Origin of the sequence: Variovorax endophyticus (assembly GCF_025376855.1) — a bacterium.
Taxonomy (GTDB): domain Bacteria; phylum Pseudomonadota; class Gammaproteobacteria; order Burkholderiales; family Burkholderiaceae_C; genus Variovorax.
Genome location: NZ_JAHUTH010000003.1, coordinates 361,071 through 383,477, shown reverse-complemented (window position 1 = coordinate 383,477; position 22,407 = coordinate 361,071). Strand labels below are relative to the sequence as shown.

Here is a 22,407-nt window from a genome sequence, read left to right as displayed (position 1 = left end):
GTTACTTTCTTTTGGCGAAGCAAAAGAAAGTGACTCGCCCGCCGGGGCGAGACCCGGCCAACAGCCTAAAAGAAGAACACAACAAGCAATGACTTACGAGTTCCCCCTACGCGTCTATTGGGAAGACACCGACGCCGGCGGCATCGTCTTCTACGCCAACTACCTCAAGTTCATGGAACGCGGCCGCACCGAATGGCTGCGCTCCCTGGGCGTCGAGCAGAACAAGCTGCGCAACGAAACAGGCGGCCAGTTCGTCGTCAGCGAGACCCAGATCAAATACCACCGCCCCGCCCGCCTCGACGACCAGCTCATCGTCACCGCCGACCTGCGCCAGATGGGCTCCGCCTCACTGATAATCGCGCAGACCGTGCTGCTGAAGCCGGAGCAGGCGGGCGCCACCCCCACCCTCCTGTGCGAAGGCACGATCCGCATCGGCTGGGTCGACGCCGCCAGCCTGCGCCCGGCACGGATTCCGGCGCAGGTTTCGGGAACCCTCGAACGCTATCGCGGCTCCATGACTCAACCCTTCAAGCCATGAATCAAGATCTCTCCATCATCAATCTCCTGCTCCATGCCAGCTTCATGGTGCAAGCGGTCGTGCTCCTCCTGGTGATCGTCTCGATCGCGAGCTGGGCCGCGATCATCCGCAAGTACTTCGCGCTCAAGCGCATGCGCGCGCTCAACGACGACTTCGAACGCGAGTTCTGGTCGGGCACCAGCCTCAACGAGCTGTTCGCCTCGGCGGCGCAGAACGCCAAGTTCGCCGGGCCCATGGAACGCATCTTCGCCTCGGGCATGCGCGAATACCAGAAGCTGCGCGAACGCCACGTGAGCGACGCCGCCACGCTGCTCGACGGCGCCCGCCGCGCGATGCGCGCGAGCTTCCAGCGCGAACTCGACGCGGCCGAACAGAACCTGTCCTTCCTCGCGACCGTGGGCTCGGTCTCGCCCTACGTCGGCCTGTTCGGCACGGTCTGGGGGATCATGCATGCCTTCACCGGCCTGGCCGCGCTGACCCAGGTCACGCTCGCCACCGTGGCACCCGGCATCGCCGAAGCGCTGGTGGCCACCGCCATCGGCCTGTTCGCCGCCATCCCGGCCGTGGTGGGCTACAACCGCTTCGCGCGCGAGATCGACAAGATCGCGATCGCCCTGGAGACCTACATCGAGGAGTTCTCGAACATCCTCCAGCGCAACCTGTCCTCCAACCCGTCCGCGGCGGCCCCGGCGGGTCCCTCGGCCACCAACCGCTGAACCGGAGCGCGCACGCATGCCCGCCGTTTCGTCCCGCGGCCGCGGTCGCCGCACGATCAACGAGATCAACATGGTCCCGTTCATCGACGTGATGCTGGTGCTGCTGATCATCTTCATGGTCACCGCGCCGCTGATCACGCCGAGCGTGATCAACCTGCCCACGGTCGACCGCGCCAACAAGCAGCCCGACAAGCCGATCGAGATCGTCATCAAGAGCGACGACGAGGTCCAGGTCAAGAAGGATCCCTCCCAGGGCACCGGTGGCGCCTCGGTGCCGATGACGCAGATCGGCAGCATCGCCAAGGCCGCGCAGAACGGCGACGACCAGCGCCCGGTGGTCATCAGCGCCGACAAGTCGGTCAAGTACGAGACCGTGGTGAAGGCCATGAACCAGCTCAAGCGCGCCGGCATCGAGCGCGTGGGCCTGTCGGTCCAGACCACCAACGCCAAGTAGCGCCAGCCGGACCCGAGAACGCATGTCACTCGCCCTCGATCGCCCCGAGTTCGCGCCGCCGCCGCAGCGCGGCACGCCGCGCGCCGTGGTGCTCGCACTGATCGCGCACGCGCTGCTGATCGCCGCCCTGACCTGGGGCGTGCGCTGGAAGAGCGAAGGCGACGACGACGCGGTGGAAGCCGAGCTGTGGTCGCCCACGCAGCAGGTGGCCGCGCCGCGCATCGCCAACCCGCCGCCGGCCCCCGAGCCCACGCCCGCACCGCCGCCTCCCCCACCCCCGCCGCCTCCTCCGCAGGCCGTGCGGCCCGATCCCACGCCGGCGCCCAAGGCGCCCGACATCGCGCTCGAGCGCGAGAAGAAGCTGCGCGAGGAAAAGGAACAGCGCGAGCGCGAACAGGAACAGCAGCGCCAGCAGGAAAAGAAGCGCCAGGAAGCGCAGGCCAAGAAGGAGAAGGACCAGCTCGAGGCCAGGAAGCGCGAGGAAGAGCGCCAGAAGGAACTGCAGCAGCAGAAGCAGGCCGAGCAGCAGAAGCTCGCGGAACAGAAGAAGCGCGACGACGCCAAGAAGCTCGAGCAGCAGAAGGCGCAGCTCGACAAGGACCGCCAGGACAACCTGCGCCGCCTGATGGGCCAGGCCGGCTCCACGGCCGAGCAGACCAGCGGTCCGCGCTCGGGCAAGGGCGCGGGCAGCGGCGGTCCGTCGGCCGGCTACTTCGGCCGCGTGGCCGCGCTGATCAAGCGCAACGTGGTGTTCGATCCGAACTCGATCAGCGACAACCCCGCGGCCGAGATCCAGATCCAGACCTCTCCCGACGGCACCATCGTCGGCACGCCGCGCCTCGTGAAGTCCAGCGGCAATGCCGCCTGGGACGACGCCGCCCTGCGCGCGGTGCAGAAGACCGAGGTGATGCCGCGCGACGTCGACGGCCGCGTGCCCTCGCCGTTCCCGATCATCAGCGTGCGGCCGAAATCGCAGTGATGCACTGAAGCGCGCGGCGCGGGGCCACGGCCCCGCGCCGTCGCAGTCTTAGCGCCGAATGAGCGCGCGCGCCGGCCCGGAACTCGCGGCCTCCGGGCCCCTCTACCGCCCACAACAACACGGCGGGGAAGAGCGCTCCCTCACAAGAACGATGAAGCCCAACGGACACATCCGGTATGGCAGCAGCCCCCTGCTCGCGAGCAGGACACCGGTCTGGCGCAGCAAGCTCATCGTCGCGGCCGTGGCCTTCGGCTTCCTGCTGCTCGCGGTGCGCGCGGCCTACGTGCAGGTCTTCGACAACGACTTCTTCCAGCACCAGGGCGAGGTGCGCTACCTGCGCACGCTCGAGCTGCCGGCCAACCGCGGCCGCATCCTCGACCGCAACGGGCTGATCCTGGCCTCCGACATTCCCGCGCCCAGCATCTGGGCCATTCCCGAGGACATCGAGCGCGACGACCCCGCCGTGCAGGCCCGGCTGCACGAGGCGGCACGGCTGCTCGGCATGCCGCAGAAGGACTTCGACAAGAAGCTCGAGGACGAGGACAAGAGCTTCGTCTGGATCCGGCGCCAGGTCGACGAGTCGGTCGCCAAGCAGGTGGCGGCGCTCGGCATCAAGGGCCTCTACCTGCGCCGCGACTACCGCCGCCAGTACCCCGAGGGCGAGGCCGCGGCCCACCTGGCCGGCTTCACCAACGTCGAGGACATCGGCCAGGAAGGCGTGGAGCTGGCCTTCGACAAGGACCTCGCCGGCAAGGCCGGCTCGCGCCACGTGCTCAAGGACCGGCTCGGCCACATCGTCGAGGACACCGAGGACCAGGTGCCGCCGACCGACGGGCGCGACATCCAGCTGAGCATCGACGACCGCGTGCAATCGGTGGCCTACGAGAAGATCCGCGACGCCGTGGTCGCGAACAAGGCCCGCGCCGGCAGCGTGGTGGTGGTCGACGCGCGCACCGGCGAGCTGCTGGCGATGGCCAACTACCCGAGCTACAACCCCAACGACCGGCGCAACCTCAGCGGCGAGCAATTGCGCAACCGCGCCATGACCGACGTCTTCGAGCCCGGCTCGACCATGAAGCCGATCACCATCGCGACCGCGCTGCAGCTCGGCCGCGTCACGCCCAAGACCATCATCGACACCAACCCGGGCCGCATCACCGTCTCGGGCGCCACCATCCACGACGACGAGAACTTCGGCGTGCTCACGGTCGAGGGCGTGATCCAGAAGTCGAGCAACGTCGGCGCCACCAAGATCTCGCAGCGCATGTCGGCGCAGGAGATGTGGAACTCGCTGACCGCGGTCGGCCTGGGCCAGAAGCCGCAGACCGTGTTCCCGGGCGCGGTGACCGGCCGGCTGCGGCCGTGGAAGTCGTGGCGGCCGATCGAGCAGGCCACCATGTCCTATGGCTACGGCCTGTCGGCCTCGCTGTTCCAGATCGCCCATGCCTACACCGCCTTCGCGCACGACGGCGAGGTGATCCCGGTCAGCCTGCTGAAGAACGACGGCACGCCGCCCACGGGCGTGCAGGTGTTCTCGCCGCTGGTGGCCAGCGAGGTGCGCCAGATGATGCACCTGGCGGCCGCGCCCGGCGGCACCGCGCCGCTGGCCCAGACCATGGGCTATTCGGTCGGCGGCAAGACCGGCACCGCCCACAAGCAGGTCGGCAAGGGCTATGCCTCCGACAAGTACCGCGCCTGGTACACCGGCATGTCGCCGATCGACAAGCCGCGCATCATCGTCGCGGTGATGGTCGACGAGCCCGGCGCCGGCAAGTACTTCGGCGGGCTGGTGGCCGCGCCGGTGTTCAGCCAGGTGGTGCAGGAGACCCTGCGCATCATGAACGTGCTGCCCGACCTCGCGGTCGCGCCGATGGCGCACTGACGAAGGACGGCGCCGCCACGGTGCTCGTTTAGGATCGTCGGCAACTCTTGTTACCGGCGATCCCGACATGGTCGACTCCTCTCCCGTCGCGCTCGGCGACCTCGTTCCACTGCCCTACCAGCAGGCGCTGGCCGCCCACCTGCAGGCGAACGAGCCCGAAGCCTGGCGCTGGGCCGCCTCGGCCGAGGCGCGCGAGGAGCATGCGGCCGCCGTGCGTGCCGAGCTGCTGCGCCAGTCGTACCGGCTCGACGCCGACGCGCATCCCGAGCTGCACGCGCATGCCGCGCTGGTCGCGCAGCGGCTCGGCGTCACGGTGCCCATCACCCTCTACCAAGGACAGGACGGCGCGATGAACGCCGCCATCCACACGCTGCCGGGCGAGGCCCACATCGTGCTCTCGGGCCCGCTGCTCGAGCGGCTGCAGGGGCCCGAGCTGCAGGCCGTGCTCGGCCACGAACTGGCCCACCACCTGCTGTGGACGCGCGACGACGGCCGCCACCTGGCGGTCGACCGGCTGCTGCAGGCGACCGCGGCCGATCCGCGCGCCGACGCGAGCCACCTGCAGACCGCGCGGCGCCACAGCCTCTACACCGAGGCCTTCGCGGATCGCGGCGCCTGCGTGGGCTGCGGCGCGCTCGAGCCCGCGGTGAGCGCGCTGGTCAAGGTGCAGACCGGCCTCGCGCAGGTCCACGCCGCGAGCTACCTGCGCCAGGCCGACGAGATCAGCGCCGGGCCCGAGGCGGCCACGCGCGGCACCAGCCATCCCGAGGTCTTCGTGCGCGCCCGCGCGCTGCGGCTGTGGAGCGAGCGCGATCCGCAGGCCGATGCCTGGCTGGCCGGCGCGCTCGAAGGCCCGCTCGACCTCGCCACGCTCGACGTGCTGGGCCAGGAACGCGTGGGTGGCCTGACGCGCGCCGTGGTCGCGCGGCTGCTGCGCGAGCCCTTCATGCAGTCCGAGGCGCTGCTTGCGCATGCGCGGCGCTTCTTCCCGGGCTTCGTGCCCTCGCTGCCGCAGGCCGTGGCGCCGCCGCCGCCCGATCCGCTGCCCGCCGGGCTGCACGACTACATGGCCAGCGTGCTGGTCGATTTCGTCGCGGCCGATCCCGAGCTCGACGATGCCGCGCTGGCCGCGGCGCTCGCGCTGGCCGAGCCGCTGGGCTGCGCCGCGCCGTTCGAACAGCGGCTCGCGCAGGACCTCAAGCTGGCCAGGCGCACGCTCGCGCGCGTCAAGCGCGACGCCGCCAGCGTGCTCGACAAGGCCCGGGCCCAGCACGCACGGAGCGCCACGGCATGACGGGCATCGCACCGCTGTTGCAGTTGCTCGACACCGCCGATGCGCACGGCGGCCTGCAGACCGACGACGTGCTGGCCCTCGCCTTGCCGCTGCTGCGCGAGGTCTCGGCGCTGCACGAGCAGGGCCGTGTCGCCGCGCTGGGCCATGCGATGGCCTACCGCGTGAACGAGGTGCCCGCGCTGGAACTGGCCCAGCCCGCGGGCGCCGAGCCGAAGCGCAATCCGCAGGCGATCGCGCCACTCGAGCGCCCGGTGGCCTCGGTGCTGCGCGTGGTGGGCGAGGAGCGCGTCACCGTCGAAGGCGGCATCGGCGTCGCGCGCGAGAACCTCGAGGTGCTGCCCGAGGCCACGCCCGACACCGTGCCGCAGCGCCCGGCCTACCTGCCCGGCTACGGCGCCTGGGAGCAGCGCTTCGCGCACCACGATGCGCTCAGCGACATGCTGTGCCTGGGTCAGGTGCTCGCCAGCCTGGCCTGCGGGCTCGACTTCACGCAGGGCGAGGAGCTCGCGCGCTTCGCCGAGCACCGCGGCAACCTGTTCGAGATCAACCGCCGGCTGCACCCGGTGCTGGCCGCGGTGATCGTCGAGATGACGGCGCTCGACCGACACGAGCGCGCGCGCGACCTGCCCTCGGTGATCCGCCGCCTCGAGACCTACCGCGATCAGCCGCTGGACCTGGGCCTGGAGCGCCTCGCGAATCCGAAGGACGGCGCGGGCCAGCGCCGCCAGGCGATCCAGCTGCACCTGCGCGACCGGCTGTTCGACCTCTCGCGGCGCAACCGGCTGCTGTACTTCAAGCCCACGCAGGCGCACGTCAACCTCACGGTGGCCAGCGTGCCGCTGGTGGTCGACCTGCAGAGCATCCGCGTCGACCAGCTCTGCGTGTGGGACGGCCGCTTCGCCGCCGAGGTCGCGAGCGGCGACCCGGTGCCGCTCGCGCGCTGGCTGCGCTTCGAGGACCAGCCCTACCTGCCCGGTGCGCTCGACCGCATCCTGCAGGAAGCGCGCCGCGACCGCGCCGAGTACGGCCTGTCGCAACTGTCGCTGGTGATCGCCTTCCTGCGCTGGCACAACCTCAAGGAGGACGCGGACGAGCGTATCGTCTCGCCGCTGCTGATGCTGCCGGTGGACCTCTCGCGCAAGAAGGGCGTGCGCGACCAGTACCTGCTCGAGGCCGCGGGCCCCGAGGCCCAGGTCAACCCGACGCTGCGGCATCACCTGCGCCAGCTCTACGGCATCGTGCTGCCCGAGAGCATCGACCTGCGCGAGACCTCGATCGAGCAGTTCCATGCCGAGCTGGCCGCGCAGATCGCGCGCACCGAGCCCGGCGTGCAGTTGCGGGTGCTGCGGCAGCCCGAGATCGCGCTGATCCACCAGCGCGCGCGCCAGCGGCTCGAGCAGTTCAAGCGGCGCGTGCGCGAACGCGCGCCCTCGGCCGCGCCCATCGCGGCCACCGACTACAGCTACGCGCAGGACGATTTCCGCCCGCGCGGGCTGCAGCTGTTCCATGCCCGCGTGCAGCGCGTGCCGTTGCCGCTGGCCGGCGCGGTGGGGGCGCGCCCGACGCCACGCGCACCACAGATGGCGCCCGCCGAGGCCGAGCGCCAGACCTTCGCATTGCGCGAGAACGCCGGCAATCCCTACCAGTGGGACGTGGACCTCACGGCCGTGACGCTCGGCAACTTCAACCACCGCAAGATGTCGCTGGTGCGCGACTACAGCGGGCTGGTCGAATCGGACATGGCGAGCGAGGCCTTCGACCGCGTGTTCTCGCTGCAGCCGCGCCAGGTCGACACCGAGACGCCTGCCGTGCTGCCGCTGGCCGAGCAATGGCCGGTGGTGCAGGCCGACGCGACCCAGACCGCCGCCGTGGCGCTGGCGCGCACCGGGGCCAGCTACATCATCCAGGGGCCGCCGGGCACCGGCAAGTCGCAGACCATCACCAACCTGATCGCCGACTACGTGGGGCGCGGCCGCCGCGTGCTCTTCGTCTGCGAGAAGCGCGCCGCGATCGACGTGGTGTTCCACCGCCTGCGCCAGCAGGGGCTGGACGAGCTGTGCTGCATGATCCACGACTCGCAGGGCGACAAGAAGGCCTTCGTGCAGAACCTGCGCCAGACCTATGAGCAGTGGCTCGAGGCGCCCTCCACGCTCGAGGCCGAGGGCGGCGAACGCACGCGGCTGCTCGATGCGATGGACCTCGACCTGCGCGCGCTCGAGCGCTTCGATGCCGCGATGCGCGAGGTGCCCGCGCACCTGGCCGTCACGCTGCGCGAACTGGTGGCGCGGCTGGTCGCGCTCAAGGCCGTCGATCCGAAGCTCACGCCGCTGCAGGCCGAGGCCCTGCCCGACTATGCGGCATGGCGCCGCCATGCCGAGCTGGCCGCGCGGTTGCACTTGGCCGTCATCGAGAGCCTGGACGCACCCACGCTCGCGCAGCATCCGTTCGCGCTGCTCGCGCCCGCGCTGCTGCGCCAGCCCAAGCCGCTGGCCGCGCTGGTCGAAGGCTCGGGGCGCGCCGCGGCGCAAAGCGGGGCCTGCCGCGATGCGCTGGTCGAGGCCTGGCCGCCGCTGGCCGAAGCCGGCGTGACATGGCGCGACGCGCTCGCGCTGGTGGCCGATGCGCGCCGCGTCGCGACGCTGGCCGCGCGCGGGCAGCTCGCGCTGCTCGATGCATCCCATCCCGCGAGCCAGGCGCTGAATGCCGCGCTGGCCGAACGCCGCGCCCTGCAGCAGGCGCTCGACGAGAAGCTGCAGCGCACCACGCATTGGCGCGACAGGCTATCGCCGGCCGACACCGAGGCCGGTCTCGCGCAGGCCCGCGCGCAGCAGCACTCGCTGCTGCGCTTCCTCCAGCCTTCGTGGTGGCGGCTCGCGGGCGAACTCAAGCGCCGCTACGACTTCGCCGCGCATGCGGTGCGGCCCAAGCCCGCGCAGCTGCTCGAGGAACTGCTGGCCGAACACACGGCCCGCGCCGCGCTGCGGAAGCAGGCCGCGCAGCTCGAGGCCGACTACGGCTGCACCGATCCCGAGGCCTATGCGCAACAGATGCAGGTGCTGCGCGGCCTCGACGATGCCGGCAGCCTGCGCGTGGCCTTCCAGGCCCATCTGCGCAGCGCACCCGGCGCGAGCCGCGACGTCGAACGCCTGGTCGCCGCGGGCTCGCGCTGCGACGCGCTCGATGCGCTGTGGCGCGACCTGGTCCACGACCCGGCGAGCCTGCCGCTGGCCACGCTCGAAGACCTCGCGCGCACGCTGCACGACCAGGCCGATGCCCTGCCCGCGGTGCTCGCGCCGCTGCAGGAACTCGCCGATGCCGACCCGGCCGTGGCCGCCGCGCTGCGCGGCCTGCCGCTCGCGCCCGAGGCGATCGAATTCGCGGTCGCGCGCGAGGGCCTGGAGCGCGTCTACCGCACCGAGCGCTGGCTGCCTCGCTTCGATGCAGCCACGCTCGCGCGCCATGCGCAGCGCCTGGGCGATGCCGAGCGCCAGTTGCTCGGCCGCAATGCGCGCACCCTGGCCGCGGCCGTGCGCCAGCGCTTCCGCGACCATGTGCACAAGAGCGCCCTGCCCGCGAGCCAGCTCGATGCCGAGGGCAAGGCGTTCAAGAAGAGCTACAACGCCGGGCGCCGCGAGCTCGAGCACGAGTTCGGCAAGACCATGCGCTACAAGGCGATCCGCGAACTCGCGAGCGGCGAGACCGGCCAGGTGGTGCGCGACATGAAGCCGATCTGGCTCATGAGCCCGCTGTCGGTTTCCGACACGCTGCCGCTCGCGGCCGACCTGTTCGACGTGGTGATCTTCGACGAGGCGAGCCAGATCCCGGTCGAGGAAGCGGTGCCCGCGCTCTACCGCGCGCCGCAGATCATCGTGGTGGGCGACGAGATGCAGCTGCCGCCTACGAGCTTCTTCTCGTCGGGCCGCGATGCCGAGGACCAGACCGTGTCGGTCGAGGACGAGGACAACGAGGGCGACCGCATCGCGGTGGTGCTCGACGCCGACAGCCTGTTGAACCAGGGCGCGCGCAACCTGCCGGCCACCCTGCTGGCCTGGCACTACCGCAGCCGCTACGAGTCGCTGATCGGCTTCTCGAACGCGGCCTTCTACGCCGGCAACCTCTACACCATCCCCGACCGCAGCCTGCCGAGCGAGACGCGCGCCGAGATCCTGGTGCAGTCGGGCGCCGCCTCGGCCGAGTCGGTGGCCGCGCAGGCCGATGCGCTGCTCTCGCGCGCCATCAGCTTCCACCGCGTGACCGACGCGGTCTACGACAGCCGCCGCAACACCGGCGAGGCGCGCCACATCGCGCAGCTGGTGCGCGAGCTGCTGCGCCGCGGCACCGGGCGCAGCCTCGGCATCGTGGCCTTCTCGGAAGCGCAGCAGGGCGAGATCGAGGCCGAGCTCGACAGCCTCGCCGCGACCGACGCCGAGTTCGCGGCACGGCTCGAGGCCGAGTACGTGCGCGAGGAGGACGACCAGTTCTGCGGCCTGTTCATCAAGAACCTCGAGAACGTGCAGGGCGACGAGCGCGACATCATCCTGCTGAGCATCTGCTACGGCCCGAATGCCGAGGGCCGCATGCTGATGAACTTCGGGCCGATCAACCAGCGCGGCGGCGAGAAGCGGCTCAACGTGATCTTCAGCCGCGCGCGCCACCACATGGCGGTGGTCTCGACGATCCGCCACGAGGCGATCACCAACGACCACAACGAGGGCGCCGCGGCGCTGAAGAATTTCCTGCGCTATGCCGAATGCCTGTCGCGCGGCGACGATGCCACCGCCACGCGCGTGCTCGAGGGCATGAACCCGCTGACGCGCGGCGCGGCGCGGGCAGGCCACGTGCCGGCCGACGCGGTGAGCGTGCAGCTCGCGGCCGCGCTGCGCGCGCGCGGCCATGCGGTGGACGAGCAGGTGGGCCAGTCGCGCTTTCGCTGCGACCTGGCGATCCGTGCCGCCGGCACGGGTTCAGATGCGGGGGACAGCCACTACGCGCTCGGCATCCTCGTGGACACGGCGGCCCACTACGAGAACCGCAACGTGCTCGAGCGCTATGTCTCGCGCCCGCGGATTCTCGATGCCTTCGGCTGGGAGGTGCGGCAGGTGCTCGCGAAGGACTGGCTGCACGCACCGGAGGCGGTGCTCGACGGGATCGAGCACGCGCTGGTCAGCAAGAGCGCAATCAGCGCATCACGACCAGCTGCTTGACGTCGAGCTCGACCTTGTTGCCCACGAGGTCCTTGTCGAACTCGCCGGTGATCTCGACGCGCACCTTGTCGTCGATCTTCACGCCGGGCGGAAAGTGCTTGGCGTCGATCTCGACCTTCATGCGGCCGGTGTCGTCGGCGAAGGTGTAGCGCTCGCCGCCGTCGTGCGAGACGATGAAGCCGCGCAAGGTGGCGTGCTGGTCGTCCTTGCCGGTGTCGAGCAATTGCTTGACGGTCATGGCGGGCACCGAGCTCGGGCCGCTGTACTGGGCCAGGCTGCTCAGGGGCAGCGACAGCGCCAGCGCGGCGGCGGCCAGGAAGGCCTGCTTGATGGATGCGTTGCGGGTGCCGGTTGCGGTCTTGTGTGGCATGGCGAATGTTCCTCCTCGAACTGCCGGTTGAAAACGCGCAGGCGCGAAGCCTGCCCCCGGTAAGAAGGCCCAGGCCGCGCGGAGTTCCCCATATCGCTTTTTGCCGCCCCTGCGCGGCGCGCGGTTATTCGTAGATGACCGCGGCCTTGCCCGCCTCGGCCTGCGCGGTCCAGCTCGCGAGCGCCGCATCGGTCGGGAAGAACTTCGCGCGCTCGCCGAGCTGCAGCTCGACCTGCGCGCCGCCGCGCGCCATCGACAGGCGCACCGGCAGGCCCTGCACCAGCTCGCCATGCTCGCTCTGCTCGGTGCGCGCCGGGAAGTCCTTGAGCAGGCGCGCGATGTCGGGTGCCTTGCCGTTGACCGCCACGCGCAGGAACTTGCCGAAGCGGCAGCGCGCGCCGGCCAGATCCCAGACTTGCTGCACCTGGAAGCGCGCCTCGAAGCCGCCGCGCGCGGGCTGCAGCCGGCCCGAGACGATCACCAGCTCGTCGTCCTTGAGCGTGTTGCGGTTGGCGTTCATCAGCGCCTCGTCGGCGGTGGCGTCGATCGAGTCGGACTTGTCGTCGAGCTTGAAGATCGCGAGCCGCCCGCGCTGGCCATTGATGACGCGGAAGTCGCTCACGATGCCCGCGATCACCTGCTGGTCGCGGCTGTCGAGCAGGTCGGTGATCTCGCGCTTGCAGAAGCGCCGCACCTCGTGCGAGACCTCGTCGAACAGGTGGCCCGACAGATAGAAGCCGACCGCCGTCTTCTCGAAGGTGAGCCGCTCCTTCACGCCCCAGGGCGTGGCGTCGACCAGATCGGGTTCGGCCGTGGCCGAGCCGTGCTCGCTGTCGCCGAAGATGTCGACCTGCGAAGCATTGGCGGCGGTCGCGTTGGCGAACTCGAAGGCCCGGTCGACCGAGGCGATCAGCGAGGCGCGGTTCTGCTGGATGGCATCGAAGGCACCGGCCTTGATCAGCGCCTCGACCGTGCGCTTGTTGATGCGCTGGCGATCGATGCGCACGCAGAAGTCGTACAGGCTCTTGAACGGACCGCCCTCCTCGCGCGCGCGCACCACGGCCTCGACCGCGAGCTGGCCCGTGCCCTTGACGGCGCCCAGGCCGTAGCGGATGACCTTGTCGGTGACCGGCTCGAAGCGGTAGTTGCCGCGGTTCACGTCCGGCGGCTCGAAGGTCAGGCCGAAGTTCTTCTGCGCGTCCTCGAACAGCACCTTGAGCTTGTCGGTGTCGTCCATTTCCACCGTCATGTTGGCGCAGAAGAATTCGGCCGTGTAGTGGACCTTGAGCCAGCCCGTGTGATAGGCCAGCAGCGAGTAGGCGGCGGCGTGCGACTTGTTGAAGCCGTAGCCCGCGAACTTCTCCATCAGGTCGAAGATCTCGTCGGCCTTGTCCTGCGCGATGCCGTGCGTGCTCAGGGCGCCCGCGCGGAATTTCTCGCGGTGCTCGGCCATCTCCTCGAGCTTCTTCTTGCCCATCGCGCGGCGCAGCAGGTCGGCGCCGCCGAGCGAATAGCCGCCCAGGATCTGCGCGGTCTGCATCACCTGCTCCTGGTAGACCATGATCCCGTAGGTCTCCGAGAGCATCTGGGCCACGGCCGGATGCGGATACTCCACGTCCTCGCGGCCGTGCTTGCGCGCCACGAAGCTGGGGATCAGGTCCATCGGGCCCGGGCGGTACAGCGCGTTGAGCGCGATCAGGTCCTCGAGCCGGGTCGGCCGCGCGTCCTTCAGCATGCCCTGCATGCCGCGCGATTCGAACTGGAACACGGCCTCGGTCTTGCCCTCGGAGAACAGCCGGTAGGTCGGCGCGTCGTTGAGCGGGATGTTCTCGTAGGCGAAGTTCTCGCGGCCCTTGTGCCGCTTCATGATGAATTCGCGCGCGATCTCGAGGATCGTCAGCGTGGCCAGGCCCAAAAAGTCGAACTTCACGAGGCCGATGGCCTCCACGTCGTCCTTGTCGTACTGGCTCACGGCCGAGTCGCTGCCGGGCTGCTGGTAGAGCGGGCAGAAGTCGGTGAGCTTGCCGGGCGCGATCAGCACGCCGCCGGCGTGCATGCCGATGTTGCGGGTCATGCCCTCGAGCTTCTGCGCCAGCTCGACCACGGTCTTGACCTCTTCCTCCTTCTCGAGACGTTCGGCGAGCTGCGGCTCCATCTCGAGCGCGTAGTTGTTCTTGTCGCCCTCGATCTTCTGCGCCGGCGGGTACTGCAGCGTGACCGACATGCCGGGCTTGTTCGGGATCAGCTTGCTGATGCCGTCGCAGAACATGTAGCTCATGTCGAGCACCCGGCCCACGTCGCGGATGGCCGCGCGCGCGGCCATGGTGCCGAAGGTCGCGATCTGGCTCACGGCGTTGCGGCCGTACTTGTCCTTCACGTAGTCGATCACGCGGTCGCGGTTGCCCTGGCAGAAGTCGATGTCGAAGTCGGGCATCGAGACGCGCTCGGGATTCAGGAAGCGTTCGAACAGCAGGTTGTATTCGAGCGGATCGAGGTCGGTGATCTTCAGCGCGTAGGCCACCAGCGAGCCCGCGCCCGAGCCCCGGCCCGGACCGACCGGGCAGCCGTTCTGCTTGGCCCAGTTGATGAAGTCGCCCACGATCAGGAAGTAGCCCGGGAACCCCATCTTCAGGATGGTGTTGATCTCGAACTCGAGCCGCTCGACGTAGCGCGGCCGCTGCGCGTCGCGCTTGGCCACGTCGGGGAACAGGTGTTCGAGGCGCTTCTCGAGCCCCTCGAACGATTCCTGGCGGAAGAACTCGTCGATCGGCATGCGCACGCCTTCGCTCACGAAGGGCGTGGGGAAGTCGGGCAGTTGCGGCTTGCCGAGCACCAGCGTCAGGCTGCAGCGCTTGGCGATCTCGACCGTGTTGGCCAGCGCGCTCGGGATGTCGGCGAACAGCGCCTGCATCTCGGCGCTCGACTTGAAATACTGCTCGGGCGTGAAGCGGCGCACGCGCCGCGGGTTGCCGAGGATCTCGCCCTCGGAGATGCACACGCGCGCCTCGTGCGCCTCGTAGTCCTCGCGCGCGGCGAACTGCACCGGGTGCGTGGCCACCACCGGCAGCCCCAGCCGCGCGGCCAGCTGCACCGCGGCCAGCACGTGCGGCTCGTCCTCGGGACGGCCGGCGCGCTGCAGCTCGATGTAGAAGCGGTGCGGGAAGATGCCCGCCAGGCGCAGCGCGAGCTCGGCCGCGCGTTCACCCTGCCCCGCGGCCAGCGGCGCGCCGAGCGGACCGGCCTGCGCGCCCGACAGCGCGATCAGCCCGCCCTGCAGTTCCTCCACCCATTCGAGCTTGCAGGCCGCCTGGGCCTGGCCGCGGCCGACGTTCTGCGTCCAGGCGCGCGCCAGCAGTTCCGAGAGGTTGAGGTAGCCCTGCTTGTTCTGCACCAGCAGCACGATGCGCGTGAGCGTCGCGGCATCCTTGCCCATGCCCTCGAGGAAGATCTCGGCGCCGATCACGGGCTTGACGCCCTTGCCGCGCGCTTCCTTGTAGAACTTGATCCCGCCGAACAGGTTGTTGAGATCGGTGATGGCCATCGCGGGCTGCTTGTCGGCAGCGGCGGCCTTGACGACTTCGTCGATGCGATTGGTGCCGTCGACGACGGAGAACTCGGTGTGCAGGCGCAGGTGAACGAACATCCGTCCATTGTAGGAAGGCGGGCCTCCACGATGTGAGTTGGCGCGGCCCCTATTGACACCCGGGCCGCCCCTCGTTCGAGAGTGCCCGAGTCAGGAACGGGTCAACCAGCGGCGCCTAGAATTCCCGCCGTGCAAGAGACCCAAGAGATATTGAACATCGCGGCCTACAAGTTCGTGGCCATCGAGGACGGCCCCGCGCTGCGCGAACGCCTGCTGGAACGCAGCCGCGCGCTGGGCCTGATGGGCACGATCCTGATCGCGCCCGAGGGTATCAACATGTTTCTGGCCGGCGAGCCCGGCGCGATGGCGGACTTCCTGGCCGGCGTGCGCGCCGACGCGCGCTTCGCCGACCTCGAGACCAAGGACAGCTGGTCGGCCGCCCAGCCGTTCCGGCGCATGCTCGTGAAGCTCAAGCGCGAGATCATCCGCATGGACCACCCCGCGATCCAGCCCGCGGCCGGCCGCGCGCCGGGCGTGGATGCGCCCACGCTCAAGCGCTGGCTCGACCAGGGCCACGACGACGCGGGCCGCGAGATCGCGCTGCTCGACACGCGCAATGCCTTCGAGGTCGACCACGGCAGCTTCGAGGGCGCGATCGACTGGCGCATCGAGAAGTTCACCGAGTTCCCGCCCGCGCTGCGCGAGCACCGCGCCGAGTTCGCGGGCAAGACGGTGGTGAGCTTCTGCACCGGCGGCATCCGCTGCGAGAAGGCCGCGATCCTGATGCGCGAGGAAGGCGTCGACAACGTGCTGCAGCTCGAGGGTGGCATCCTCAAGTACTTCGAGCTGGTGGGCGGTGCCCACTACCGGGGCGACTGCTTCGTGTTCGATGGCCGCGAGGCGCTCGCACCCGACCTCAGCGCCCGCGCGGCCAAGGCCAGCGCGCGCGCCGCCGAAGACCCCGATCTCCACAAGAAACGATAGGCCGACCTCCCCGCGATGCGCATCCTGCTGGTGGAAGACGAACTGGACATGGCCTCCTGGCTGGTGCGCGCGCTCACGCAGGGCGGCTTCGTCACCGACCATGCGCCCGATGCGCGCACCGCCGAGGCCTTCATGGCCGGCACCGAGTACGACGCGGTGGTGCTCGACCTGCGGCTGCCCGACAAGCACGGCCTCGCGGTGCTGGCCGACATGCGCAATGCCGACGACCGCACGCCGGTGCTGATCCTCACCGCGCAGGGCGCGCTGCAGGACCGCGTGCGCGGCCTGCACCTGGGCGCCGACGATTTCCTCACCAAGCCCTTCGAGCTGGTCGAGCTCGAGGCGCGGCTGACCGCGCTGGTGCGGCGCAGCCGCGGCCGCCAGCATCCGCGGCTGCAGTGCGCCTCGCTGGCCTACGACGGCGAGAGCCATGCCTTCACGCTGCGCGGCACGCTGCTGGCGCTCACGCCGCGCGAGCACGCGGCCCTGAGCGCGCTGCTCATGCGCAGCGGCTCGCCGGTCGGCAAGTCGCAGCTGTTCGGCAAGGTGTTCACCAACGACAGCACCGCCGGGCCCGATGCGATCGAGGTGGTGCTGCACCGGCTGCGGCGCAAGCTCGCCGACAGCGACGTGCGCATCGTCACCGTGCGCGGGCTGGGCTACATGCTCGAAGGCATCGCCGATGGACCCGCACGCGCCGGCACCGTCTCCGTCCCCCACTGACAGCTGGCGCTTCGGCATCCGCGCGCGCCTGCTGGCGCTGCTGCTGCCGGGCATGGTCGCGCTGCTCGCGCTCGACAGCTGGAGCGACTACCAGGCGCTGACCGAGAGCCTGGTCGACGCCTACGACCAGAGCCTGCTCGAGCCCGTGCAGGCGCTGGCCAACGGCATCGTGGTGGCGAGCGACGGCAGCGTGCGCGTGCAGGAGGCCTTCTCGGTGCAGGCGATGTTCGAGTCGACCCACCTGCGCTACAAGTACCTGCACGTGGGCGCGGCGCCGGTGGTCCGGGGCGAGACCGGCACCGAGCAGACGCTGATGGGCGTGCCCGACCTGCCCGCGCCGCCGCCGAGGAGCGGCGGCCCCGAGGGCGCGCCGGTGTTCTACGACGCCACCTACCAGCAGCATCCGGTGCGCGTGGCCGCGCTGCGCCAGACGGTCTACAACAGCCACGCGGGCAGCGCCTACACCGTGCTGATCCAGGCCGCCGAAGGCACCGGCCCGCGCCGGCGCGCGCAGGACGAATCGCTGCGCCAGGAGCTGCTGCGCGCCGCGCGCATGGTGGTGGTGATGGCGCTTCTGGTGTGGCTGGGCGTGGCCTGGACCCTGCGCCCGCTCGAGCGGCTGCGCCGGTCGCTGCGCGAACGCGCGCGCGACGACATCCAGCCGCTCGATCCCGCCGGCGTGCCGCAGGAGGTGGTGCCGCTGGTCGACGCGGTCAACCACCACATCGGGCGCCATCGCCGCATGGTGGCCGAGCATTCGCAGTTCCTCGCCGATGCCTCGCACCAGTTGCGCACGCCACTGGGCATCCTGTCGATCCAGGCCGGCTACGCGGTGCGCGAGACCGACCCCGAGCGCATGCGCGAATCGCTGCATGCGATCGTCGCGCAGCTCGCGCGCACGCGGCGCCTGAGCGAGCAGTTGCTGGCGCTCGCGCATGCCACGCACGAGGGTGAGACCGAGGCCGCCGCGCCCGCGATCGTCGACCTCAACGCGATCGCGCGCGCCGTGGTGCTGCAGTACCTGCCACTCGCGCGCGAGCACGACCAGGACCTGGGCTGGGTCGACGCGCGCGGCGACACCGCGACCGAGGGCCTCGCCGCGCCCGACGAGGAGGAGGACGCGGCCTCGCCCGTGATCCCGGTGCGCGCGAACCCCGCCGAGCTGCACGAGCTGCTCGCGAACCTGGTGCACAACGCGATCAAGTACACGCCGCGCGGCGGCAACATCACGGTGACGGTGCGGCGCGATGCCTCGCAGGCGCTGGCCGAGGTCTGCGACAGCGGCCCGGGCATCGCGCCCGAACGGCGCGCCAGCGTGTTCGAGCGCTTCCAGCGCGACCCGGCCTCGCAGGGCCCGGGCGCACCCGCGATGCAGGGTGCCGGCCTCGGCCTCACCATCGCGCGCGGCTATGCGCGGCGCAACGGCGGCGAGATCCTGCTGGACAGCGCCGACATGCCCGAGAGCGCCAACGGTGGCGGGCTGCGCGCGATCCTCCGATTGCCGCTCGCTCGTACGTGATAACACGTATTTTGGGCCCCGAAGGCCCTTGCAAGCGTGTTGCGAAAGGGGATTGAAAGCCCCGCTTCCTAGACTGCATCGCTTCAGCCCGAAGGAGACATATGCAGCACAGCACGGGTGGTGGCGCGGCCTCGCAGGCATCGCGCGCCCCATCGACATTCAAGAAAGACTACTACGGCGGGGCCCTGATGGTGATCGTCGGACTGGCCGCCGCCTACGCCGGCTACGGCTACCGCGTCGGCGAACTCGCGCACATGGGACCGGGCTTCTTCCCGGTCGCCCTCGGGCTGCTGCTGGCCTTCATCGGCCTCTTGATGGTGATCTCGGCGCGCGGCCAGCAGCCGGCGCCCGAGGCCGCGGGCTCGCACGGCCATCCCGCCGGCCTGCCCGACCTGCGCGGCTGCGTCTGCATCGTGCTGGGCATCCTCTCGTTCCTGCTGCTCGGCGAGTACGGCGGGCTCTTGCCCGCGACCTTCGCGATCGTGTTCATCTCGGCGCTCGGCGACCGCGACAACACGCTGCGCGAGGCCTTCCTGCTCGCGCTCGCGATGATGGTCATCGCGGTGGTGGTGTTCTGGTGGGCGCTGAGCCTGCAGCTGCCGCTGTTCCAGTGGGGAGGCTGAGACCATGATCGGACAATCGCTCCACGACCTCTGGTTCGGCTTCGGCGTCGCGTTCCAGGGCTCCAACCTGCTGTGGTCCTTCTTCGGCGTGCTGGTGGGCAACCTCATCGGCGTGCTGCCCGGCATGGGCGCGCTGCAGGCCATCTCGATCCTGCTGCCGCTCACCTACGTGATGCACCCGGTGCCCGCCATCCTGATGCTGGCCGGCATCTTCTACGGCTCGCAGTACGGCGGCGCGATCGGCGCCATCCTGATGAACATGCCCTCGCACCCGCCGCACGCGGTGACCTGCCTCGACGGCTATCCGCTGACGAAGAAGGGCAAGGGCGGCGTGGCACTCGGCGTGACGATGATCTCCTCGTTCTTCGCCGCCTCGGTGGGCATCGTGGTGATGATCTTCGCCTCGCCGCTGCTGGTGCAGATCGCGTTCAAGTTCGGCCCGACCGAGATCTTCTCGATCATGATGCTGGGCCTGCTCGCGGGCTCGACCATGTCGCGCGGCTCGGCGCTCAAGGGCGTGGCGATGACGGTGTTCGGCCTGCTGTGCGGCGTGGTCGGCACCGACGTCAACAGCGGCAGCTTCCGCTTCGCCTTCGACCTGCCCGAGCTCAGCGACGGCCTCGAGCTGGTTGCGATCTCGATGGGCCTGTTCGGCGTGGCCGACTTCCTGCTCAACGTGAACCGCATGAAGAGCATCGGCGACACCGGCACGCTCAAGCTCAGCGACATGCGCCCGAGCAAGGAAGAGCTCAAGCGCGCCTTCCCCGCCATGATCCGCGGCACCGTCGTGGGCACGATCTTCGGCGCGATGCCGGGCACCGGCCCGACCATCACCACCTTCATCGCCTATGCGCTCGAGCGCAAGGTGTCGAAGACGCCCGCGGCCTTCGGCACCGGCATGATCGAAGGCGTGGCCGGGCCCGAGGCCTCTGCGCATTCGAAGACGCAGGTCGACTTCATCCCGACCATGAGCCTGGGCATCCCGGGCGACGCGGTGATGGCGCTGATCCTCGGCGCGCTGCTGATCCAGGGCATCCAGCCCGGCCCGCAGCTGATCACCGAGCACCCGGACATCTTCTGGGGCCTGATCGCCAGCTTCTGGATCGGCAACGTGATCCTGGTGGTGCTCAACGTGCCGCTGATCGGGGTCTGGGTGAAGCTCCTGAAGGTGCCCTACAAGTACCTGTTCCCGGCGGCGATGTTCTTCATCGCGGTGGGCGTGTTCAGCACGCAGAACAGCCTGTTCCAGATCTGGGAGGTGCTGGTGTTCGGCATCATCGGCGCGCTGCTGATGTCGCTCGAGTTCTCGGTCGCGCCGATCCTGCTGGGCTTCGTGCTCGGGCCGATGGTGGAGGAGAACTTCCGCCGCGCGCTGCTGCTCTCGCGCGGCGACATGTCGGTGTTCGTCACGCGCCCGATCAGCGGCACCTTCATCGGGCTGTGCGTGCTGCTGCTGATCGGCGTGGGCTACTCGGCCTGGCGCGGTTCGCGCCGCAAGTCGCAGCTGCTGCCCGACGCGCCCGACGGTGCGCCACCGGCCGAAGCGGTGACGCTGGGCAAGTAGTTTTAGAGGCCTTCGGCGAAGGCCAGCACGCGGCGCCCGTCGGCCTCGGTGTAGACCGCGGCCGGCGTGAGCCCCACGTAGCGGCCGCCCTCGTGCGGCCGCGCTTCCACCAACTGGAAGCCCACCACCTCGCCCGACTTCACGTAGCGGGTCTCGATGTAGATGCCGGTCTGGCCGGCCTTGTTGACCGGCAGCTGCGCGACCGCCGCGTAGTCCTCGGCCTTGAGCAGTGCCGTGAGGCGGTCCTTGAGGTGGAAGTCGTACCAGGCCTGCTTGTAGACCTGCGACTCGCCGGTCTTCACGTGCTTGAGCATCACCAGCAGCTTGCGCTGGAACAGCTTGAGCTCCTTCATCAGGAACTCGAACAGGTCGCCGTATTCGCCCGGTGCCGTTTCCGGTGTCTTCTGAATCGCCATCTCGCCTCGCTCGCTTTCTTCAACGTCGTTGTGGTTGTGGGTCGCGGGGCCGGTGTTCCCTCCCTCGCGGCGGGCGCACTTTACTATCGGGCGATGACGTTTCGCGCCAACTGGCGCGCGACGATGCAACAGAGTTTCACAAGTGAACCCTATCGTTTTCAGAACCGCGACGCGCACCGACCTGGCCGCCATCGTCGCCCTGCTCGCCGACGATCCGCTGGGCCGCGAACGCGAGGCCGCGGGTGCTTCACCCGCTGCCGTCGATGCGCGCTACGTCGCCGCCTTCGAGGCCATCGCGGCCGATGCGAACCAGCAACTGGTGGTGGTGACCGAGGGCGACACGGTGGTCGGCACGCTGCAACTCTCGTTCATCCCGGGCATCGCGCGCCAGGGCGCATGGCGCGGCCAGATCGAGGCCGTGCGCATCGCGGCGCAGCGGCGCGATGCGGGGCTGGGCCAGCGGATGTTCGAGTGGGCGATCGCGCGCTGCCGCGAGCGGGGCTGCACCCTGGTGCAGCTCACGACCGACAAGCGCCGGCCCGATGCCCATCGCTTCTACGAGCGGCTGGGCTTCGTGGCGAGCCACGAGGGCTACAAGCTCGCGCTGTAGAACTCAGGTGGGCGTGCTGCCCGTGTCGGGCTCGCGCACGCCGAAGGGCTTGCCCGGCAGCGGGATGAACTCGGTCTCGCCGGGCACGTGGCCCATGCGCTGCGCGGCCCAGTCCTCGCCGGCCTGCAGGATGCGTTCGCGCCGGCTCGAGACGAAGTTCCAGGTGATGTAGCGCGGCCCGTCGAGCGGTTCGCCGCCGATCACCACCAGCCGCACCGGCGCGGTCACGGGCGCCGTGAGGTTGGCGCCCTGCCCGTCGGCCAGCACGGCCATGGTGTGCATCGGCACGGCCACGCCGTCGAGGCCGATGTCGCCATCGATCGGGTAGACCGCGAGCTCGGGCGCCAGCGCGGGCAGCGCGAAGCTCGCGCCGGCCGGCAGCGCGATGTCGAGGTAGACGGTCCGCGAGAAGGTCGTGACGGGCGAGCGCGCGCCGAAGGCCTCGCCCACCAGCACGCGCACGCCCACGCCCTGCTCGAACAGCGCGGGGATCGCATCGGCCGCGGTGTGCTCGAAGGCGGGCTCCACTTCCTCATGGGCCTGCGGCAGCGCGGCCCACAGCTGCAGGCCGTGATTGACGAAGGTCTCGGCCAGCAGGCGTTCGGGCTTGCGTTCGGAGTGCACGATGCCGCGGCCCGCGGTCATCCAGTTGATGGCGCCCGGCAGGATCTCCTGCACGCTGCCGATGCTGTCGCGATGCATCATCGCGCCCTCGAACAGGTAGGTGACGGTGGCCAGGCCGATGTGCGGATGCGGGCGCACGTCGTGCGCATGGCCCGGCTGCTCGGTGGCCGGGCCGAAATGGTCGAAGAACACGAAAGGGCCGACCGAGCGGCGCACGGCCGCGGGCAGCAGGCGCCGCACGTTGAAGCCGCCCCCCAGGTCCTTGTCGTGCGGTTGCAGCAAACGGGTGGCGGGGGTGGCGTCGGTCATCGTGTTCTCTCCGTG

The 22,407-nt window shown here is 70.0% G+C and carries 17 protein-coding genes; 13 read left to right on the top strand and 4 right to left on the bottom strand.

Translation table 11 applies throughout. From position 1 onward, the window contains the following. The first annotated feature begins 88 nt into the window (after positions 1–88). The 7 genes from ybgC (at position 89) to KV106_RS06465 (ending at position 11,067) form a co-directional block, all read left to right on the top strand. Complete coding sequence (ybgC, locus tag KV106_RS06495; protein WP_093344330.1) at positions 89–538, top strand: tol-pal system-associated acyl-CoA thioesterase; 450 nt, start codon at positions 89–91, stop codon at positions 536–538. Continuing rightward, positions 535–1,254, top strand: a complete 720-nt coding sequence (gene tolQ, locus KV106_RS06490) for a protein TolQ (protein ID WP_057594489.1) — start codon at positions 535–537, stop codon at positions 1,252–1,254. Before ybgC ends, tolQ begins: the two co-directional genes overlap by 4 nt. A gap of 16 nt (positions 1,255–1,270) precedes the next feature. Next, complete coding sequence (locus KV106_RS06485; protein ID WP_057594490.1) at positions 1,271–1,708, top strand: biopolymer transporter ExbD; 438 nt, start codon at positions 1,271–1,273, stop codon at positions 1,706–1,708. A gap of 22 nt (positions 1,709–1,730) precedes the next feature. Continuing rightward, the gene (gene tolA, locus KV106_RS06480; RefSeq protein ID WP_261207403.1) at positions 1,731–2,687 is read left to right on the top strand and encodes a cell envelope integrity protein TolA; all 957 of its coding nucleotides are present in this window, start codon (positions 1,731–1,733) and stop codon (positions 2,685–2,687) included. Between the two features lie 151 nt (positions 2,688–2,838). Next, positions 2,839–4,569, top strand: coding sequence for a peptidoglycan D,D-transpeptidase FtsI family protein (locus tag KV106_RS06475; protein WP_261207401.1), 1,731 nt, complete (start codon positions 2,839–2,841; stop codon positions 4,567–4,569). 67 nt (positions 4,570–4,636) lie between these two features. Further along, positions 4,637–5,863, top strand: coding sequence for a M48 family metalloprotease (locus KV106_RS06470; protein WP_261207390.1), 1,227 nt, complete (start codon positions 4,637–4,639; stop codon positions 5,861–5,863). Beyond that, a complete protein-coding gene (locus KV106_RS06465; RefSeq protein WP_261207378.1) occupies positions 5,860–11,067 on the top strand; it encodes a DUF4011 domain-containing protein in 5,208 nt (1,735 codons plus the stop codon). The genes KV106_RS06470 and KV106_RS06465 overlap by 4 nt, the downstream gene beginning before the upstream one ends. Here KV106_RS06465 and KV106_RS06460 read toward each other — a convergent pair. Both KV106_RS06460 and dnaE read right to left on the bottom strand, forming a co-directional pair. Continuing rightward, positions 11,042–11,437 (bottom strand): YgiW/YdeI family stress tolerance OB fold protein, encoded by a 396-nt coding sequence (locus KV106_RS06460; RefSeq protein WP_261207376.1) that lies wholly within the window; start codon positions 11,435–11,437, stop codon positions 11,042–11,044. The genes KV106_RS06465 and KV106_RS06460 overlap by 26 nt on opposite strands. A 124-nt stretch (positions 11,438–11,561) precedes the next feature. Continuing rightward, positions 11,562–15,080 carry a DNA polymerase III subunit alpha gene (gene dnaE / locus KV106_RS06455; RefSeq protein WP_057596760.1) on the bottom strand — a complete coding sequence of 1,173 codons (3,519 nt, stop codon included), beginning with the start codon at positions 15,078–15,080 and terminating at the stop codon, positions 11,562–11,564. Between the two features lie 129 nt (positions 15,081–15,209). On the opposite strand from dnaE, the gene KV106_RS06450 reads away from it, so the two are divergent. The 5 genes from KV106_RS06450 to KV106_RS06430 all read left to right on the top strand — a co-directional run bounded on the left by KV106_RS06450 (position 15,210) and on the right by KV106_RS06430 (position 20,433). Continuing rightward, entirely contained in the window at positions 15,210–16,004 is a 795-nt protein-coding gene (locus KV106_RS06450) for a sulfurtransferase (RefSeq protein ID WP_261207326.1), read from the top strand. Positions 16,005–16,019: 15 nt separating this feature from the next. Further along, positions 16,020–16,727: a response regulator gene (locus tag KV106_RS06445; RefSeq protein WP_261207324.1), complete on the top strand. Its 708-nt coding sequence runs from the start codon at positions 16,020–16,022 to the stop codon at positions 16,725–16,727. Next, positions 16,687–18,246 (top strand): sensor histidine kinase, encoded by a 1,560-nt coding sequence (locus KV106_RS06440; protein WP_057596757.1) that lies wholly within the window; start codon positions 16,687–16,689, stop codon positions 18,244–18,246. The genes KV106_RS06445 and KV106_RS06440 overlap by 41 nt, the downstream gene beginning before the upstream one ends. 101 nt (positions 18,247–18,347) lie before the next feature. Continuing rightward, positions 18,348–18,869 (top strand): tripartite tricarboxylate transporter TctB family protein, encoded by a 522-nt coding sequence (locus KV106_RS06435; RefSeq protein WP_261207303.1) that lies wholly within the window; start codon positions 18,348–18,350, stop codon positions 18,867–18,869. A gap of 4 nt (positions 18,870–18,873) precedes the next feature. Continuing rightward, a complete protein-coding gene (locus KV106_RS06430; protein ID WP_057596755.1) occupies positions 18,874–20,433 on the top strand; it encodes a tripartite tricarboxylate transporter permease in 1,560 nt (519 codons plus the stop codon). A gap of 2 nt (positions 20,434–20,435) precedes the next feature. On the opposite strand, the gene KV106_RS06425 is transcribed toward KV106_RS06430, so the two are convergent. Further along, positions 20,436–20,849 carry a hypothetical protein gene (locus KV106_RS06425; RefSeq protein WP_057596754.1) on the bottom strand — a complete coding sequence of 138 codons (414 nt, stop codon included), beginning with the start codon at positions 20,847–20,849 and terminating at the stop codon, positions 20,436–20,438. Between the two features lie 142 nt (positions 20,850–20,991). On the opposite strand from KV106_RS06425, the gene KV106_RS06420 reads away from it, so the two are divergent. Further along, the gene (locus tag KV106_RS06420) at positions 20,992–21,459 is read left to right on the top strand and encodes a GNAT family N-acetyltransferase (protein WP_261207279.1); all 468 of its coding nucleotides are present in this window, start codon (positions 20,992–20,994) and stop codon (positions 21,457–21,459) included. A gap of 3 nt (positions 21,460–21,462) precedes the next feature. On the opposite strand, the gene KV106_RS06415 is transcribed toward KV106_RS06420, so the two are convergent. Next, positions 21,463–22,392, bottom strand: a complete 930-nt coding sequence (locus KV106_RS06415) for a pirin family protein (RefSeq protein ID WP_057596752.1) — start codon at positions 22,390–22,392, stop codon at positions 21,463–21,465. Positions 22,393–22,407: the final 15 nt, after the last annotated feature.

Coding starts and splice junctions, on each gene's coding strand:
- ybgC (WP_093344330.1), top strand. CDS start 89: ATGACTTACGAGTTCCCCCTACGCGTCTATTGGGAAGACACCGACGCC.
- tolQ (WP_057594489.1), top strand. CDS start 535: ATGAATCAAGATCTCTCCATCATCAATCTCCTGCTCCATGCCAGCTTC.
- KV106_RS06485 (WP_057594490.1), top strand. CDS start 1,271: ATGCCCGCCGTTTCGTCCCGCGGCCGCGGTCGCCGCACGATCAACGAG.
- tolA (WP_261207403.1), top strand. CDS start 1,731: ATGTCACTCGCCCTCGATCGCCCCGAGTTCGCGCCGCCGCCGCAGCGC.
- KV106_RS06475 (WP_261207401.1), top strand. CDS start 2,839: ATGAAGCCCAACGGACACATCCGGTATGGCAGCAGCCCCCTGCTCGCG.
- KV106_RS06470 (WP_261207390.1), top strand. CDS start 4,637: ATGGTCGACTCCTCTCCCGTCGCGCTCGGCGACCTCGTTCCACTGCCC.
- KV106_RS06465 (WP_261207378.1), top strand. CDS start 5,860: ATGACGGGCATCGCACCGCTGTTGCAGTTGCTCGACACCGCCGATGCG.
- KV106_RS06460 (WP_261207376.1), bottom strand. CDS start 11,437: ATGCCACACAAGACCGCAACCGGCACCCGCAACGCATCCATCAAGCAG.
- dnaE (WP_057596760.1), bottom strand. CDS start 15,080: ATGTTCGTTCACCTGCGCCTGCACACCGAGTTCTCCGTCGTCGACGGC.
- KV106_RS06445 (WP_261207324.1), top strand. CDS start 16,020: ATGCGCATCCTGCTGGTGGAAGACGAACTGGACATGGCCTCCTGGCTG.
- KV106_RS06440 (WP_057596757.1), top strand. CDS start 16,687: ATGGACCCGCACGCGCCGGCACCGTCTCCGTCCCCCACTGACAGCTGG.
- KV106_RS06435 (WP_261207303.1), top strand. CDS start 18,348: ATGCAGCACAGCACGGGTGGTGGCGCGGCCTCGCAGGCATCGCGCGCC.
- KV106_RS06430 (WP_057596755.1), top strand. CDS start 18,874: ATGATCGGACAATCGCTCCACGACCTCTGGTTCGGCTTCGGCGTCGCG.
- KV106_RS06425 (WP_057596754.1), bottom strand. CDS start 20,849: ATGGCGATTCAGAAGACACCGGAAACGGCACCGGGCGAATACGGCGAC.
- KV106_RS06415 (WP_057596752.1), bottom strand. CDS start 22,392: ATGACCGACGCCACCCCCGCCACCCGTTTGCTGCAACCGCACGACAAG.